The 14,054-nt window shown below is 60.1% G+C and carries 14 protein-coding genes; 11 read left to right on the top strand and 3 right to left on the bottom strand.

What is annotated here, in order from left to right; translation table 11 throughout:
* The first annotated feature begins 32 nt into the window (after positions 1-32).
* The 5 genes from D1222_RS04745 (at position 33) to D1222_RS04725 (ending at position 6,923) form a co-directional block, all read left to right on the top strand.
* Entirely contained in the window at positions 33-1,421 is a 1,389-nt protein-coding gene (locus D1222_RS04745) for a hypothetical protein (RefSeq protein WP_119453053.1), read from the top strand.
* The gene (locus tag D1222_RS04740; protein WP_119453052.1) at positions 1,418-2,074 is read left to right on the top strand and encodes a vWA domain-containing protein; all 657 of its coding nucleotides are present in this window, start codon (positions 1,418-1,420) and stop codon (positions 2,072-2,074) included. Before D1222_RS04745 ends, D1222_RS04740 begins: the two co-directional genes overlap by 4 nt.
* Positions 2,075-2,143: 69 nt before the next feature.
* Positions 2,144-3,985 (top strand): DNA helicase RecQ, encoded by a 1,842-nt coding sequence (recQ, locus tag D1222_RS04735; RefSeq protein ID WP_119453051.1) that lies wholly within the window; start codon positions 2,144-2,146, stop codon positions 3,983-3,985.
* Between the two features lie 83 nt (positions 3,986-4,068).
* A complete protein-coding gene (locus tag D1222_RS04730) occupies positions 4,069-5,622 on the top strand; it encodes a carbon-nitrogen hydrolase family protein (RefSeq protein WP_119453050.1) in 1,554 nt (517 codons plus the stop codon).
* Positions 5,619-6,923 (top strand): MFS transporter, encoded by a 1,305-nt coding sequence (locus tag D1222_RS04725; RefSeq protein ID WP_119453049.1) that lies wholly within the window; start codon positions 5,619-5,621, stop codon positions 6,921-6,923. Before D1222_RS04730 ends, D1222_RS04725 begins: the two co-directional genes overlap by 4 nt.
* Here the strand turns inward: D1222_RS04725 and D1222_RS04720 are convergent.
* Entirely contained in the window at positions 6,888-7,307 is a 420-nt protein-coding gene (locus D1222_RS04720; protein WP_119453048.1) for a PaaI family thioesterase, read from the bottom strand. The genes D1222_RS04725 and D1222_RS04720 overlap by 36 nt on opposite strands.
* Positions 7,304-7,819: a PaaI family thioesterase gene (locus D1222_RS04715; RefSeq protein ID WP_233348512.1), complete on the bottom strand. Its 516-nt coding sequence runs from the start codon at positions 7,817-7,819 to the stop codon at positions 7,304-7,306. Before D1222_RS04715 ends, D1222_RS04720 begins: the two co-directional genes overlap by 4 nt.
* A gap of 103 nt (positions 7,820-7,922) precedes the next feature.
* On the opposite strand from D1222_RS04715, the gene D1222_RS04710 reads away from it, so the two are divergent.
* The 5 genes from D1222_RS04710 to D1222_RS04690 are packed head-to-tail and all read left to right on the top strand — an operon-like array spanning position 7,923 to position 12,420.
* Complete coding sequence (locus D1222_RS04710; RefSeq protein WP_119453047.1) at positions 7,923-9,254, top strand: flavin-containing monooxygenase; 1,332 nt, start codon at positions 7,923-7,925, stop codon at positions 9,252-9,254.
* Between the two features lie 30 nt (positions 9,255-9,284).
* The gene (locus D1222_RS04705; RefSeq protein ID WP_182481864.1) at positions 9,285-9,971 is read left to right on the top strand and encodes a M23 family metallopeptidase; all 687 of its coding nucleotides are present in this window, start codon (positions 9,285-9,287) and stop codon (positions 9,969-9,971) included.
* A 22-nt stretch (positions 9,972-9,993) separates the two neighbouring features.
* On the top strand, positions 9,994-10,689 hold the full coding sequence (locus tag D1222_RS04700) for a DUF6498-containing protein (protein ID WP_119453045.1): 696 nt from the start codon (positions 9,994-9,996) through the stop codon (positions 10,687-10,689).
* A gap of 35 nt (positions 10,690-10,724) precedes the next feature.
* Positions 10,725-11,357 carry a TetR/AcrR family transcriptional regulator gene (locus D1222_RS04695; protein ID WP_119453044.1) on the top strand — a complete coding sequence of 211 codons (633 nt, stop codon included), beginning with the start codon at positions 10,725-10,727 and terminating at the stop codon, positions 11,355-11,357.
* A 13-nt stretch (positions 11,358-11,370) separates the two neighbouring features.
* Complete coding sequence (locus D1222_RS04690; RefSeq protein WP_119453043.1) at positions 11,371-12,420, top strand: alpha/beta hydrolase; 1,050 nt, start codon at positions 11,371-11,373, stop codon at positions 12,418-12,420.
* A 152-nt stretch (positions 12,421-12,572) separates the two neighbouring features.
* Here the strand turns inward: D1222_RS04690 and D1222_RS04685 are convergent, their stop codons facing one another.
* Positions 12,573-13,241 (bottom strand): SOS response-associated peptidase, encoded by a 669-nt coding sequence (locus tag D1222_RS04685; protein WP_182481863.1) that lies wholly within the window; start codon positions 13,239-13,241, stop codon positions 12,573-12,575.
* Positions 13,242-13,369: 128 nt separating this feature from the next.
* On the opposite strand from D1222_RS04685, the gene D1222_RS04680 reads away from it, so the two are divergent.
* A complete protein-coding gene (locus tag D1222_RS04680; RefSeq protein WP_325049216.1) occupies positions 13,370-14,014 on the top strand; it encodes an OmpA family protein in 645 nt (214 codons plus the stop codon).
* Positions 14,015-14,054: the final 40 nt, after the last annotated feature.

Genomic DNA, 14,054 nt, shown 5'->3' with positions numbered 1-14,054 from the left:
CTGCTAAGCAATCAGACTGGAGCACCTGCGGGATGTTTGGGCTGGCATGGACTGACTGGCAACTCTGGCTCGTGGTGGCGGGTGTTATCCTGCTCCTCTACGTCGGACGACCTTATCTGCACGGACTGTTTCGCGGGATCTTCTTCGGTCTCGCCTATGTCCTGCGTGATGTTGCAAGACGCCTCGAGAATGCCAGCAATAACATCTATCGCCAGTACATTGAGCTCGTAGCTTCGCACACAGCCGAAACGCTCGAACAGCGGCTCGTCAGCCAGGAAATGAAGCTGGAAAAGCGCGCGCCGGAAATCGACCGGCGCATTAGCGGCATTGTCGACAAGCTGGACACCAACCAGTCCGATCTGTCCGAAACGCTTGAGGCATTTCGCGCTGTAGACCTCGATGAGCGCACGCTGGAAACGGTGCGCAATCGCATCGAGGCAAACGGCAATGGGCAAAGCCGCGCCAAGCTCGCCAGCGCGGCTTCCGATGTGCGGCGCGCCGTGAAGGAAGAGCTTTCGCCGCTCCGCCCGCAGATCAATGCCCTGCGCTCTGAACTCAAACCGATGGCAGAGAATATCACTCGCCTGCGGTCCATCTCGAACGAGCTCAGCCGGTCTTCGAAGCAGATCAACAAGGATCTTACGACGTTCGAAGAATGCATCCATCCTGACTATGAGCATCGCCGCGAAGCGGCCCAGCGTCAGTCCATTCTGATCCCGTGGCTGCTTTCGCTGCTCGTCATGACGGTGGCACTGACTGGCGTTTTCCTGAACTTCTTCCTTATCCAGCGCCCTATGGCAGAGATTGTAGGCGACGACCTTCAGGTAATGGGGATTGGCCTGCCGACGGCCGCCGCCCTCGTCGTCATCTTCCTTGAGGCTGTCGCCGGTATTGTCCTCATGGATGCGGCTGGCATCACAAAGATCACGCTCATCTCGACCCTGCCGCGCATCCACAAGCGCGTGCTGCTCTATGCGGCCTTCACCTTTCTTGCGGCGTTTTCTTTCTTCGAAGCCATCCTTGCTATCCAGCGCGAAGTCCTGATCGGTATCGATCAGGAAACGACCCGCAGGGCGCTTGGTGAGCTGCCTGCCGAGGAGGCTGGCGAGACAGGCGGCATTTCGCTCACCATGATCGGACAGATGATACTGGCCATCCTGATCCCGTGGCTGCTCGCTGTGGCGGCCATTCCGCTGGAGACGGTCGTGCAGAACTTCATCCTGATCCTGCGCCTGGTCATGCACCAGATCACCATGTTCCTCGCCTTCATCTTTGCGATCCTCGCAACCGTGCTGAAGGCGCTCGGTCTGTTCGTGCTGAGGGTCTACGATCTCTTGATCTTCCTGCCCCTTACGGTGGAAAAGATGTTCAGGCGGATCCGCGCGCCCGCGCGCAAGAAACAAGCTTCTGGAGCATCATGATTACCAAGACACTCAAGACGCTGACGGCTGGACTAGTCCTTGCGGGCATTTCGGCCTGCGGGGCTGTCACATCCAATTCCAAGGCTGTTTTCATGCTGGTGGACGCGTCAGGCACCTATGTGCGTGAAGTGCCGGATGCGGTCGTGACGGCGAAGCTCCTGACCTCGAAGCTCAACTCCAACGACATGTTCGCTTTCGGTGAGATCGGCTCCTGTAGCTTCACGGACAATAGCCTTGTCGTGCGCCGTACCCTGCCCGGCACGCCGAGCGAGGCGGCCTATGCCAAGCAAGATGTCTTCGAAAGCCTGGAATTCTATGCGGAAAGTGTGCAGCCGACGGGCTGGACCGATATCAAGGGCGGTCTTCGCTATGCGGCGGCCGAACTCGAACAGTCTGAACAGGCAAGCCGCTACATCGTCGTCGTCTCCGACCTCGTTGAGGATGTTTCGCCCGAGTGCGACACGAGTGGTCTTGAGCTCGACCTCGAAGGCATCACGGTGATCGTCACGAACGTCACGCGCTCTGACCGGGACGCATCCGATCCGAACGCCTATTTCGAGCGCCTCGAAGCCTGGGAAGCGCTGGTTGAGGACGCCGGTGGTACATGGGTGCACGCGAACTCTCGCGACCGGCTGCTGGAATACATGTTCTAGACGCCGCAAAGCGCCGCTGGCTGACGATCCATATTGATGAATGGCCCCGACTCCCGCGAAGGATAGGGCATGTCCGTCACAAACTCCGAAATCGTATCAGAGACGCCGCTTTCCCTGTTGAAGCGCGTCTACGGCTATGACGCTTTTCGGGGTCTGCAGGCTGACGTCATCGACGATGTGATGGCGGGCCGTGATACGCTGGCCGTGCTGCCAACAGGCGGCGGCAAGTCGCTCTGCTACCAGATCCCCGCCATCCTGCGGGGCGGCGTTGGGCTCGTCGTCTCGCCACTCATTGCGCTGATGGCGGATCAGGTCGATGCGCTAAAAGCGCTCGGTGTGCGCGCAGAGCGGCTGGACTCTTCGATGGCGCCTGAAGACAAGCAGGCTGCGCTCGAAGCGGCGCGCCGCGGTGAGATGGATATGCTCTACGTCTCACCCGAGGCACTTGGCACCGGGCTCGCTGGTGTTCTCACACGGCTCGGCGTTTCGGTGATTGCCATTGATGAGGCGCACTGCGTCAGCCAGTGGGGCCACGACTTCCGCCCGGATTACCGGGCCCTCAGCCGCTTGAAACAGCTTTTCCCCGGTGTGCCGCGTATCGCCGTGACAGCCACGGCCGATGAGCGCACGCGCGATGATATCCTGCATGAACTCGACCTCACCTCGCCGCAGGTCCATGTCGCGAGCTTCGACCGTCCGAACCTGACGCTGGGCGCAGAGCCGAAAGCCGGAAAGCGCGCCGACCGCGTGGCATCTCTTGTAAAAGCCCATTCTGGCGAGAGCGGTATCGTCTATGCGGCCACGCGTGATGCAACAGAGACGCTGGCTGAAAGCCTGGAGCGGGCAGGCCTGTCGGCGTTGGCTTATCATGCCGGCCTCGACCCGGAAGTGCGAGCAGAGCGTCAGCGCCGCTTCCTGCTGGAGGACGGCATCGTCATGTGCGCCACGGTCGCCTTCGGCATGGGCGTCGACAAGCCAGATGTGCGCTTTGTCATCCATGCTGATCCACCAAAGACGCTGGAAGCCTACTGGCAGGAGGTTGGCCGCGCGGGGCGTGATGGAAAGCCTGCCGAGGCGTTTGCGCTGTTTGGCCCGGCTGATATGCGCCGCTCGATCAGCTGGACGGTCGAAAGCGATGCTGCCGAAGAGGTGAAGCGCGTCCAGCTGACGAAGACGCGGCAACTGTTCGCATTCCTAAACGGAACGGAGTGCCGGCGCGGCGCAGTGCGACGCTATTTCGGCGAAGAGAATGTCGCCCCGTGCGGGGAGTGCGATAACTGCCAGCGTGAGCCGGGCGAGGGGTTTGACGCGACGCGCTTTGCACAGATGGCGGTCTCTGCCGTCATCCGCTGCGGCCAGCGCATTGGACGTGGCCGCCTCATCATTCACCTTACGGGTTCTGCCCGTGACGGCTTCGATGAAGACCTGGCGCAGCTGTCTACGTACGGAATTGGAACGGACCTGTCGAAACAGGGCTGGAACGCCGTCTTCGACGAGCTTCTTTTCTCAGGCCTGCTCGCAGAAACGGGTGATGCGATGCGGCCGGTCCTTGCCGTGCCGGACCAGGAAGCGGCCCGCGCGCTCTTCAAGGGTGACCGCGAAGTCTGGCTGCGCACGGATCCCAGCCAGCGCAAGACCACACGCAAGCGCTCTGGCATGGCGGCTGCGGCAGTTCATGATCTTTCGGAGCGAGACCAGTCCCTCTTCGAGGCGCTGCGCAACTGGCGTCTGGAAACTGCGAAGGCCAAGGGCGTGCCCCCTTACGTGATCTTCCATGACCGGACTTTGGCCGCGATCGCGGCAGAGCGGCCTGCATCAGGCGATGAACTTCGCAATATCAGCGGCGTTGGGGAAAAGAAGGCTGGCCGCTACGCCGATGATATCGCTCGGATTGTGGCTGAAGCCGCCTAGTACCGGCGTTTGCCGCCATCCATCTCTTGCCGCTTCGCCTGCGCTGCTTAGGTTTGGGGCATCCAATTCTATCAGGGGGACGAATGCCCAGCGAAAGAACCAAGGCGTCTGTTGTCGTCAGGAATGCAACGCTCGACGATGTGCAGGCGATCGCCGCGCTCGTCCTGAAAGTGTATGGCCGACCGGCCGATGGCTACACGCCGGGCATGCTGCGCGGGCAGATATCCTCCTTTCCTGACGGCCAGTTCCTCGTTGAGTATGACGGTGAGATCGTCGGCTATGCCGCGAGCTTTCTCGTTTCTGAAGACCTGGCGCTGAAGCCGCATGACTGGATCGAGATTACCGGCAATGGCTATGCCGCCCGACACGATCCGGAAGGCGACTGGCTCTATGGTATGGAAGTCTGCGTCGATCCCGAGATCCGCAGGACCCGCATCGGCCAGCGCCTCTACAATGCGCGCCAGCAGCTTTGCGAGGACTGGGAGCTGAAAGGCATCGTCTTTGGCGGGCGCATGCCGGGCTGGAAGCGCAAGCGCAAACAGTATCCAAACCCGGAAGACTATGTCGAAGCGGTCAAGGCGCAGAAGATCACCGACCCGGTCATCCGCTATCATCTACGCGCGGGCTTTGAGCCGATTGGCGTCCTTCACAACTACCTTGAGGAAGACACCGATAGCGGCGGCCACGCCACGCATATGGTCTGGCGCAACCCTTATGCGGTGGAAGTGAAGCCTGCCAACAAGGTCTCCTATTCCGTGAAGGAGAGGGTGCGCGTCGCGACCGTTCAGGTGCAGATGCGGGCGGTCAAAAGCTTTGAAGAGTTCATGAGCAATGTCGAATATTTCGTCGATGTCTGCTCTGACCGGCGCGCCGATTTCGTCGTGTTCCCGGAACTGTTCACCCTGCAGCTTCTCGCCTTTGAAAAGCGCAAGCTCAGCCCGGCAGAATCCATCGAAGCGCTGACCCGCTACACACCGCGTTTTATCGAGGAGATGCGAGAGCTTGCAATCTCCTACAACATCAACATCATCGGCGGATCGCACCCGACCCGGACCGATGATGGTGACATCCAGAACGTCGCCTATGTCTTTCTCCGCAACGGCTCGGTCCACGCGCAGGAGAAGATCCATCCGACGCCGGATGAGCGCCACTGGTGGAACATCAAGGGCGGTGACAGTGTCGATGTCATCCCGACCGATTGCGGCCCGATCGGCGTGCTCATCTGCTACGATTCAGAGTTTCCAGAGCTTGCACGCCGCCTGACCGATGAAGGCGCGCGCATCCTGTTCACACCGTTCTGCACCGACAGCCGCCAGGGCTATCTTCGCGTCCGCTATTGCTGCCACGCGCGCTGCATTGAGAACCAGCTCTACGTTGTTACTTCCGGCTGCACAGGCAATCTCCCGAACGTGGAGAATATGGACATCAACTATGCCCAGTCTGCGATCCTGACGCCGTGCGACTATCCATTCGCGCGCGAAGGCATCGCAGCTGAAATTGCGGAGAATGTCGAAGCGGTTGTCATGGCTGATCTCGATCTCACGGATCTCAATTTCGCCCGCTCGGAGGGCGTCGTGCGCAACCTTCGCGACCGCCGGTTCGATCTCTATCGCGTAGCCTGGAAGGATGGCGGTTGAAGCTTCCAGCACTGAGCGAGAACAAACCGCTCAGGCTTGGCAGCCTGATGCTGCTCTATGCCGCCCAAGGCGCGCCTGAAGGACTGCTCTACATCGCGATCCCCGCATGGTTTGCGGCGCAGGGCGTCGGGGCCGATGCCATCGCAGGCTATATCGCGATCATCCTGTTGCCGTGGAGCTTCAAGCTCTTCAACGGTATTCTGATGGACCGCTATGCATGGGCGCCCATGGGCCGTAAGCGGCCCTGGCTGATCCTGGCTCAACTCATCCTGATCGGCAGTCTTGTCTGGTTTGCGGGCCTCGGTGAGCCAACTGAAGCGCTCCTCTGGTTTGCGGCTGCAGGCTTTGCGGTAAATTTCGCAGGAGCCTTTCAGGACGTCGCCATCGACGGGATGGCCATTGACATACTGGGTGAGGAAGAACGCGCCACGGCCAATGGCCTGATGTGGGGTGGCAAGACACTCGGCACGGCGGGCTTTGGGTTTCTGACGGGGCGTCTCATCAGCGATGAAGGCCATGCACTCGCCGCGATCGTCACGGCGGCCTTTGTCGCGGTCGTGATGCTGCTGCCCCTGCTTCTAAGAGAGCGCGCCGGTGAAAAACTGATGCCGTGGAGCGATGGGCAGGCCTCAACACACACGCAATCTGTTCAGGTCCAGCGCTGGTGGCCACTCGTGACGGGCGTATCCAAGGCGATGATGCGGCCCGCCAGTCTCGCCCTCGCCGCGGGCATTCTGGTCGCGTTTCTGGCCTACGGCCTGAAGACGGCTTTCTCGCCGACGCTCGCCGTGCAGGAGCTTCAGTGGGACCGGGGCCTCTTCACTGACAGGGACGCGACCGCGGACCTTCTCGGCGGTTTGTTCGGCATCTTCGTGTCGGGCTGGCTGGCCGACAAGGTGGGGCCGCTTCGCGCGCTCGGCGGGGCGCTTATCGGCATGGCGGTGCTAAACGCGGCAGCGACTGCGATGTGGCAGACCGAAGGCTTCTATTTTGCCTATCTGCTTCTCTACAGCGTCCTGTTCGTGCTGATGTCTGTCTGCACCTACGCCATCGCGATGGGCCAGTCGCGCGGCAGCGTGGCGGCGACGCAATTCTCGATCTTCATGGCGCTGTTGAATTTCGGAACCAGCATCGGCGCTGGGCAGCTTGGCTGGCTCCGCGATGTCGGTGGCTATGAGGCAGCATTCGCGGCCTGCGCCGCCCTCAGCGCGATTGCGCTGGGCTTTTACGCACTCTCGGTCCGCCTCAGCCGCGCTCTGGAGACCTCAACCGTCCTCAGCGACCAGGAAATGCGCCTGTAGGGCAGTGACGATCTTATCGGGATCGTCGCCTTGCCAGGCCTCGGCACGGACACTTGCCATGCGCCGGCCCAGCTTGTCCACAATGGCCCGGGCGTAGAGATCTTCCCCCTTCGCGCTGCGCAGATAGTCGATTGTCAGATTGATGGGCTTTGGCGGGCGCTGCAGGTCTGACTGCAGATAGACCTGTGCAACGGCAGTCAGTTCCAGAAAGGCACCCGTCGCGCCGCCATGCAGGGCATTGATGGCGCGGTTGCCAATGAACTTGTCCTGAAATGGCAGTCTGGCGATCAGCGTGTCGCCGTCCGCCTCGAACTCCATGCCGATGAAGCGGGCAAAGGGCGTGCGGTCTAGAAAGGCCTGCAGCTGGTCAGCGCGTGAGCTCATTTCTCGCCTCCCAGAACCTTGTTCGCGATGTCCATTGCCTCATTGCCGCTCGCCCAGCGGCTGATGTCGTTGAGCGCGAATGTGCCGGCGGCGGTCGCGATCACCTTGTCGCGGCTTTCATGGTAGGCCCATGCATGTGTGAAGGCGACATTGCGGGTGACGTGATAGCACTCGGCTTCAGCCAGAATATCGCGGCCCTTGTCGGCCGGGCGCATATAGTCGATCCGAAGGTCTAGCGTCGCCATGGACATCGGCTTGTTGAGTGCGGTGTTGATGCAAACACCACTCAGATTATCGAGCAGGGCGGTCAGCACGCCGCCATAAATAACGCCCGTATCGGGGTCGCCGACGAGGTCTTCGCGCCAGCCCACTTTGGCAAAGGCACGGCCCTTTTCGATGCCGGTCAGCTCAAAACCGAGCGCCTGTGCCCAAGGGACCGTCGACATGATCCGGCGGGCATTCTGCTGCATCAGCTTGAGCATCATGTCCTGACGCTGCTTCTCTTCGCTCATACCGGCCCCTCGCTGTTGCCGCGACGTGAAATTGACGCTGCATCCTAGGTCGATACCATCACGAAAAGCGAACACAAATGAGTGACGCTGCGGGAGGAAAAACATGGCATTCGACGGACGTTCAAGCGGCAAGGCCTGTATCATCGGAGCGGGCTGCTCAGGCTTCACCATGGCAAAGCGCCTGAAAGATTATGGCATTGCCTATGACTGTTTCGAGATGTCGGACAATATTGGCGGCAACTGGTACTACCGTAATCCGAACGGGCTTTCGTCCTGCTATCAGAGCCTCCATATCGACACGTCAAAATGGCGCCTCGCTTTTGAGGACTATCCCGTGCCGGAAGACTGGCCGGACTTTCCGCATCACGGCCAGCTGCTCCAGTACTTCCACGACTATGTCGACCATTTCGGCCTGCGCGAGACGATCACTTTCAACACCGCAGTAGAGAAGGCAAAGCGGCGCTCTGACGGCGACTGGGACGTCACGCTCTCGACCGGTGAGACCCGGACCTATCAGTGGCTCTTCGTAGCCAATGGCCACCACTGGGACGCCCGCACGCCTGAATATCCGGGTGAGTTCAACGGCCATCAGGTCCACTCACACCACTACCGCGACCCGTTTGAGCCTTATGACTTCCGCGGTAAGCGCGTCATGGTCGTTGGCGGCGGCAACTCGGCCATGGACATCTCGTCGGAGCTGTCCCAGCGCCCGATTTCTGAGAAGCTGTTTATCTCCATGCGCCGGGGCGTCTGGGTGCTGCCAAAATACATGAATGGCCAGCCAGCTGATAAAGCGGTGCTGCCCTCATGGATGCCGACCAAGCTTGGGCGGAAAATGGCCCGCAAGGCGATCAAGAAGCGGGTTGGCAATATGGAAGACTATGGCCTGCCAAAGCCGGACCATGAGCCGCTCGACGGACACCCATCTGTCTCGGGTGAGTTCCTGACGCGCGTTGGCTGCGGCGACATCACGCCCAAGGGTGCGATCGAAAAGCTCGACGGTGACGGCGTAGTCTTCAAGGATGGCTCGCGCGAAAAGATCGACGCCATCGTCTGGGCAACGGGCTACAATGTGACCTTCCCTTTCTTCGACGATGACCGCCTGAAGCCGGTTGAAAACAAGTTCCCGCTGTTCAAGCGCATGGTGAAGCCGGGCCTCGATAACCTCTTCTTCCTTGGTCTTGCGCAGCCCCTGCCGACGCTGGTGAACTTCGCTGAACAGCAGTCGAAGCTCTGCGCGGCGAAGATCGCCGGTGAGTATGAGTACCCGCCAGAGGACGAGATGAAGGAGATCATCACAGAGGATGAGCAATTCCATCTCGGCCACTTCTACGATGCGCCGCGGCACACCATGCAGGTCGATTTTAACGCTTACGTAAAGGATCTCATGAAAGAGATAGAGCGTGGGCGGAAGCGCGCAAAAGCCACCGCCTGATCTGGGTTACTGACCTGATGGATGGCTCTCATGCTGCGCAATGTGCTCGCATGCCTTACAGGATCGGTGCTGGCGGCAGCCTGTAGCACCACGCCTGCGCCTGTTTCCTACCCTATGGACGGGCGTGTCGAGCCACCCAGCGCGATTACGACCACCGCGAGTGTCAGTGCAGAGCAGGGGCCATTCCAGCCCGATGCTGACCTTTTCCTGTGTCCCAATAGCACCATCACCAATGCGTTCGAATATGACGCAAGCCTGCGCGTTCTGAACTTCAATCCAATTGTGCTGGTCGACGGAAAGGTCGTCATTGCGTCGGTGCCGACCAACAACGCCTGTATGACGTCCGGCTTCGGTCACCGTATGGGGCGCACGCATAAGGGGCTCGATGTGCGTTCGCGGCCTGCAGGCATGGTCTACTCAGCCGCGCCCGGTACGATCCGCGAAGCCAAGCGCAGCCCAAGCTTTGGCAATACGATCCTGATTGATCATGGGCAGGGAGTCTTCACCCGCTACGCGCACCTCGCGAACATCGAAAATGGTGTCGAAGTCGGAGCGGTCATCGGCTTTGGTCAGCCGCTCGGTATTATGGGCACAACGGGCCGCAGCACGGGCATCCATCTTCACTTCGAAGTCCTGACCGGCAGCTATCCAAGTAGCCTGACCGCGCACAATCCGCTTTCCTTCCCGGCCTATTTGACGCAAAGCGCGTCATACTGATCAAGGGACGGGGGCCCCGACAATGCAAAGACTGACACCTGCCGCGCTTGCGCAGGCATACCGCGATCCTGTCTCCTGGATCGTCCTTGCCGTCGATCTATTCCCCATTGTCGCCATCTTCCAGTTCGGCTGGGGCGCAGCCGCGCTCGTTATGCTCTACTGGCTTGAGAACCTTGTGATAGGCCTCGTCACGCTGCTTCGCATATTTGCAGCCGCTGCAGGCAATGGCGCATCAGCTATCGTTGGAGCGATCGTGTTCGGCGGCTTCTTTGCCTTTCACTACGGCATGTTCTGTTTCGTTCACGGCATCTTCCTGATGGCCTTCGCAGAGATGTCAGATGCGACGACCGGCGTATTTGAAATCAGCCTGCTGGGGCTCATCCGGTATGCGATGTGGACTGGAGACGGGATGGCCTTGTTCATTGGCGCAATTCTGGCACTTCAACTCTTCCTATTCGTGCGCGACTTTATCGTTCGGGCTGAGTACCGCGAAACTGACCTGATCTCCGAAATGGGAAAGCCTTACGGCCGCATCATCGTCCTGCATGTGGCGCTGTTTGCAGGTTTCGGCCTGCTCGTCTTCCTAGGGGAGCCGCTTCTTGGTGTCCTTGCCCTGATTCTGCTCAGGGCTGCGTGGGGCGCACTCCAATCGGTTCGCCGCCGACAGGAAATCACAGCCCCGCATGGACCCAAAGTTGACGAAGCGTCACCAATCTGATCACTGCTAAAACTGTTACAGATCAGGGGCTTTTCATGGTGGCAGCGGTGCAGTCGGCACAGGGGCAGGGCAAGCGGGCCAGAACCAAGGCGGCAAACCGTCAGGCCATACTGGAAGCCGCCCGTCAGGTATTTGCCCGACTTGGCGCCGAGGCGACGACCGTCCGCGATATCATCCGCGAAACAGATCTCGCGGCGGGCACCTTCTACAATTACTTCAAGTCCAAGGAAGAAGTCTTTGAGGCGTTGGCCGATGAGGGCGTTCGCCGCTTCCGGCCGCGTCTCGCCTCGATCAGGGAGAGCGCGACCTCTCTCCAAGCATATCTTCTCGAAGCATACAGCGCCTATTTCGACTTCCTGAATGAGGAAAACGAAGAAGCCATTCGCCAAGGCGCCCCACACGCAGCGATGATTGGCGTTCGGGTCGACACGCCTGAAATGCAGGCGGTGTTTGAGGAGATTCGGGCTGACCTTGAGCAGGTCGCAAAGTCCACGGGTCTTTCTCTCGCTGACTCCGGTTTCCTGACGGCTGCCGCAATTGGTATTGCGCGTGAAGTTGGTGACCATATGCTGATGCGCCGCCCGGTTGATACGCGCGGGGCAACTGAGTTTGCGACCCAGCTTTTCCTGCACGGGGCAGGGGCGTTGGCGTCCAAAAGCAACAGCTGAAGGTACTCTACCCATGAGCTTGCAGGCCACGATCGCCAAACTGCTTCTGAAACTTCCCGACGGTTTTCTGGTCAAGATGGCGGGTGGCAAGCCGCTCGAACTCGGTGGGCGCACGCTTGACCCGCGCTTCCAGTTCATGATGACCGGCGCAAAGAGCCAGCCAGCAATGTCGAGCCTGTCACCGCAGGAAGCCCGCGCGGCGTCCGCTAGCGGTCTCGCCATGTTTGCGGACAAACCAGAGCCCGGCGTCAGCTGGGAAGACGCTGCAATCAAGGGCGGCGACGGCCACCAGATTCCGGTGCGCATCTACCGCCCGGACGATCAGGACGCTGCCGCGCCAATTATGGTCTACTACCACTTTGGCGGCGGCGTGATCGGCGACCTCGAGACAAGCCACGTCTTCTGCACGATGCTTTCCAGGGCCGCAAAGTGTCCGGTCCTGTCCGTCGACTACCGTCTTGCGCCGGAACACAAATTCCCCGCTGGCCTGGAAGACTGTCTCGACGCTTATGACTGGGCGCTGCGCAATGCACGCAAGTATGGGGCACCCGCCGGTGTCGCGACGATTGGCGGCGACAGCATGGGCGGCAATTTCTCCGCGATTGTCGCGCAGGAAATGGTGCGTGAGCGCAAACCTGTGCCGCTCCTTCAGCTTCTGATCTATCCTGCGACCGATATCGACCGCGAGTTCCCGTCCTACCAGACCTATGGCGAGACCTATCCGCTCGATGCCGACACGATGCGCTGGTTCATGGAGCAGTACATTCCAGAGGGGCAGGACCGCGCCGATGTGCGCCTGTCACCGGCCCGCGAGGCCTATCTCGAGAAGCTGCCACAGGCGATCATCGCGACCGCCGGCTTCGATCCGCTTGTCGATGATGGCGCAGCCTATGCCCAGCTTCTCCGCAAGGCCGGGGTGAAGGTCAGCTACAAATGCTATGACAGCCTCGCCCACGGGTTCACCGCGTTCACGGGCGTGGTTCCGGCCGCGCGGCGGGCATGCGAGGAGATCGCTTCGCAGGTCGCCGAAGCCTATAAATCGTTCGAGATCGACGAAGACTGAGCCGGATAACGGCCCAGTTCAGTCAGGCGCTCAAATCAGGCTGCAATAGCAGCGATGGTGAGCAGGCTGACGAAGATGAAATAAATGGTGCGCATCGTTACACTAGTGTCCGAAAAGCTTTAATAAACTGTCACACTGACGGTTCTAGCGGCTCATCGTTCCGAGAGCAAATCCGGATGATTGTTGCGCACATTCCCGACATCCGGATGCACCGGCCAGACGGTCATGTCTTCTGATGGAAACGGCACCATAAGGTCGTCGACCTTCTCGCTGACATCCAGCCACCGTGCGAAATCCGACTGATGCAGGATGACGGGCATGCGGTGGTGCACGCCAGACGTCGCTTCATTCGCTTCGGTTGTCAGGACAGTGAAGCTATGCAGCTCTGACCCATCAATAAGGGCGACATCGTAGAGGCCTGCGAGACAGAAATGCCGCCGGTTTTGAAGCCCGATCGCGAAGGGCGTTTTCGAGCCTTTCCTTCCGGTCCACTCATAATATCCGCTGACGGGGACCAGGCAGCGGTGATGGCGATAGGCGCCGCGGAAGACTGGCTTTTCCGCGACTGTCTCGGACTTGGCATTGAACGTGGTGAACGTCTTTTCCTTGAGCGGCTTCTTCCACCAAGATGGGACCAATCCCCACAGTGCGGGGGCGAGCTCGACATGGCCGCCATGCGCTTTGCGCAGGATAGGCTGATAAGAGCCCGGCGCCGCATTGTAGGTCGCTTCAGGCGGGTCGACCTCATCCGGAGGGATAAGGTTCAGCCAGGCATGGAAGTCCGACCAAGTAACACCGTGTCTAAAGAATCGTCCGCACATGTTGCTCTGTATTCATCGTGAAACGCTAATGTCATCGAAGCGTATTGGAACGAAGTCAGAAAGTGAACGTTCTCGACCAAATACCTCCTCCAAAAGGCAGGGGGCAAAGCTTCATGAGGAGATATCATATGAACAAGATCATGATCGGCGCAGCCGCAGCAGCATTCGTTCTCACCGCATGTGAAGGCACAGGCCTTTCCACCAATCAGGCCTACGGCGCTGGTGGCGGCGCACTCGCAGGTGCAGCCCTCGGTACGCTGGCTGGCGGTGATGACGGCCGCAACGCAGCTATCGGCGCAGCAGTTGGCGCCCTCGCTGGCGGCGCAGTCGGTACCTATATGGACCGCCAGGAACGCGCCCTTCGTGAGCGCACGGCGAACTCCCAAATCCAGGTTGAGCGTCAGGGCGACCAGATCGCACTCACCATGCCATCGAACTCCAGCGTGAACTTCACCGTCAACAGCGCAGAACTTCAGTCGAGCGCCTATGGCCCGCTGAACGAGATCGCCGGCGTGCTCCAGGAGTACCCATCGACCCGCGTTGATGTTGTCGGTCACGCCAGTGCTGATGGCCCGGACGACTACAACATGCGTCTGTCCGAGCAGCGTGCAAACACGGTTGCGAACTACTTCGTCAGCCGCGGCGTCGAAGCTGTCCGTATCTCGGCCTATGGTCGCGGTGAAACCCAGCCAATCGCCAGCAACGACACGCAGGCCGGCCGCGCAGCAAACCGCCGCGTTGAAGTCCTGCTGACGCCAGTCACGACCAGCTAGGCTCTCTGGCAAGAGCGTAGAGAAGGGCCGCAACAAAGAT

Origin of the sequence: Henriciella algicola, assembly GCF_003576245.1 — a bacterium.
Lineage (GTDB): Bacteria > Pseudomonadota > Alphaproteobacteria > Caulobacterales > Hyphomonadaceae > Henriciella > Henriciella algicola.
This window is presented reverse-complemented; position numbering and strand designations above follow the sequence as displayed.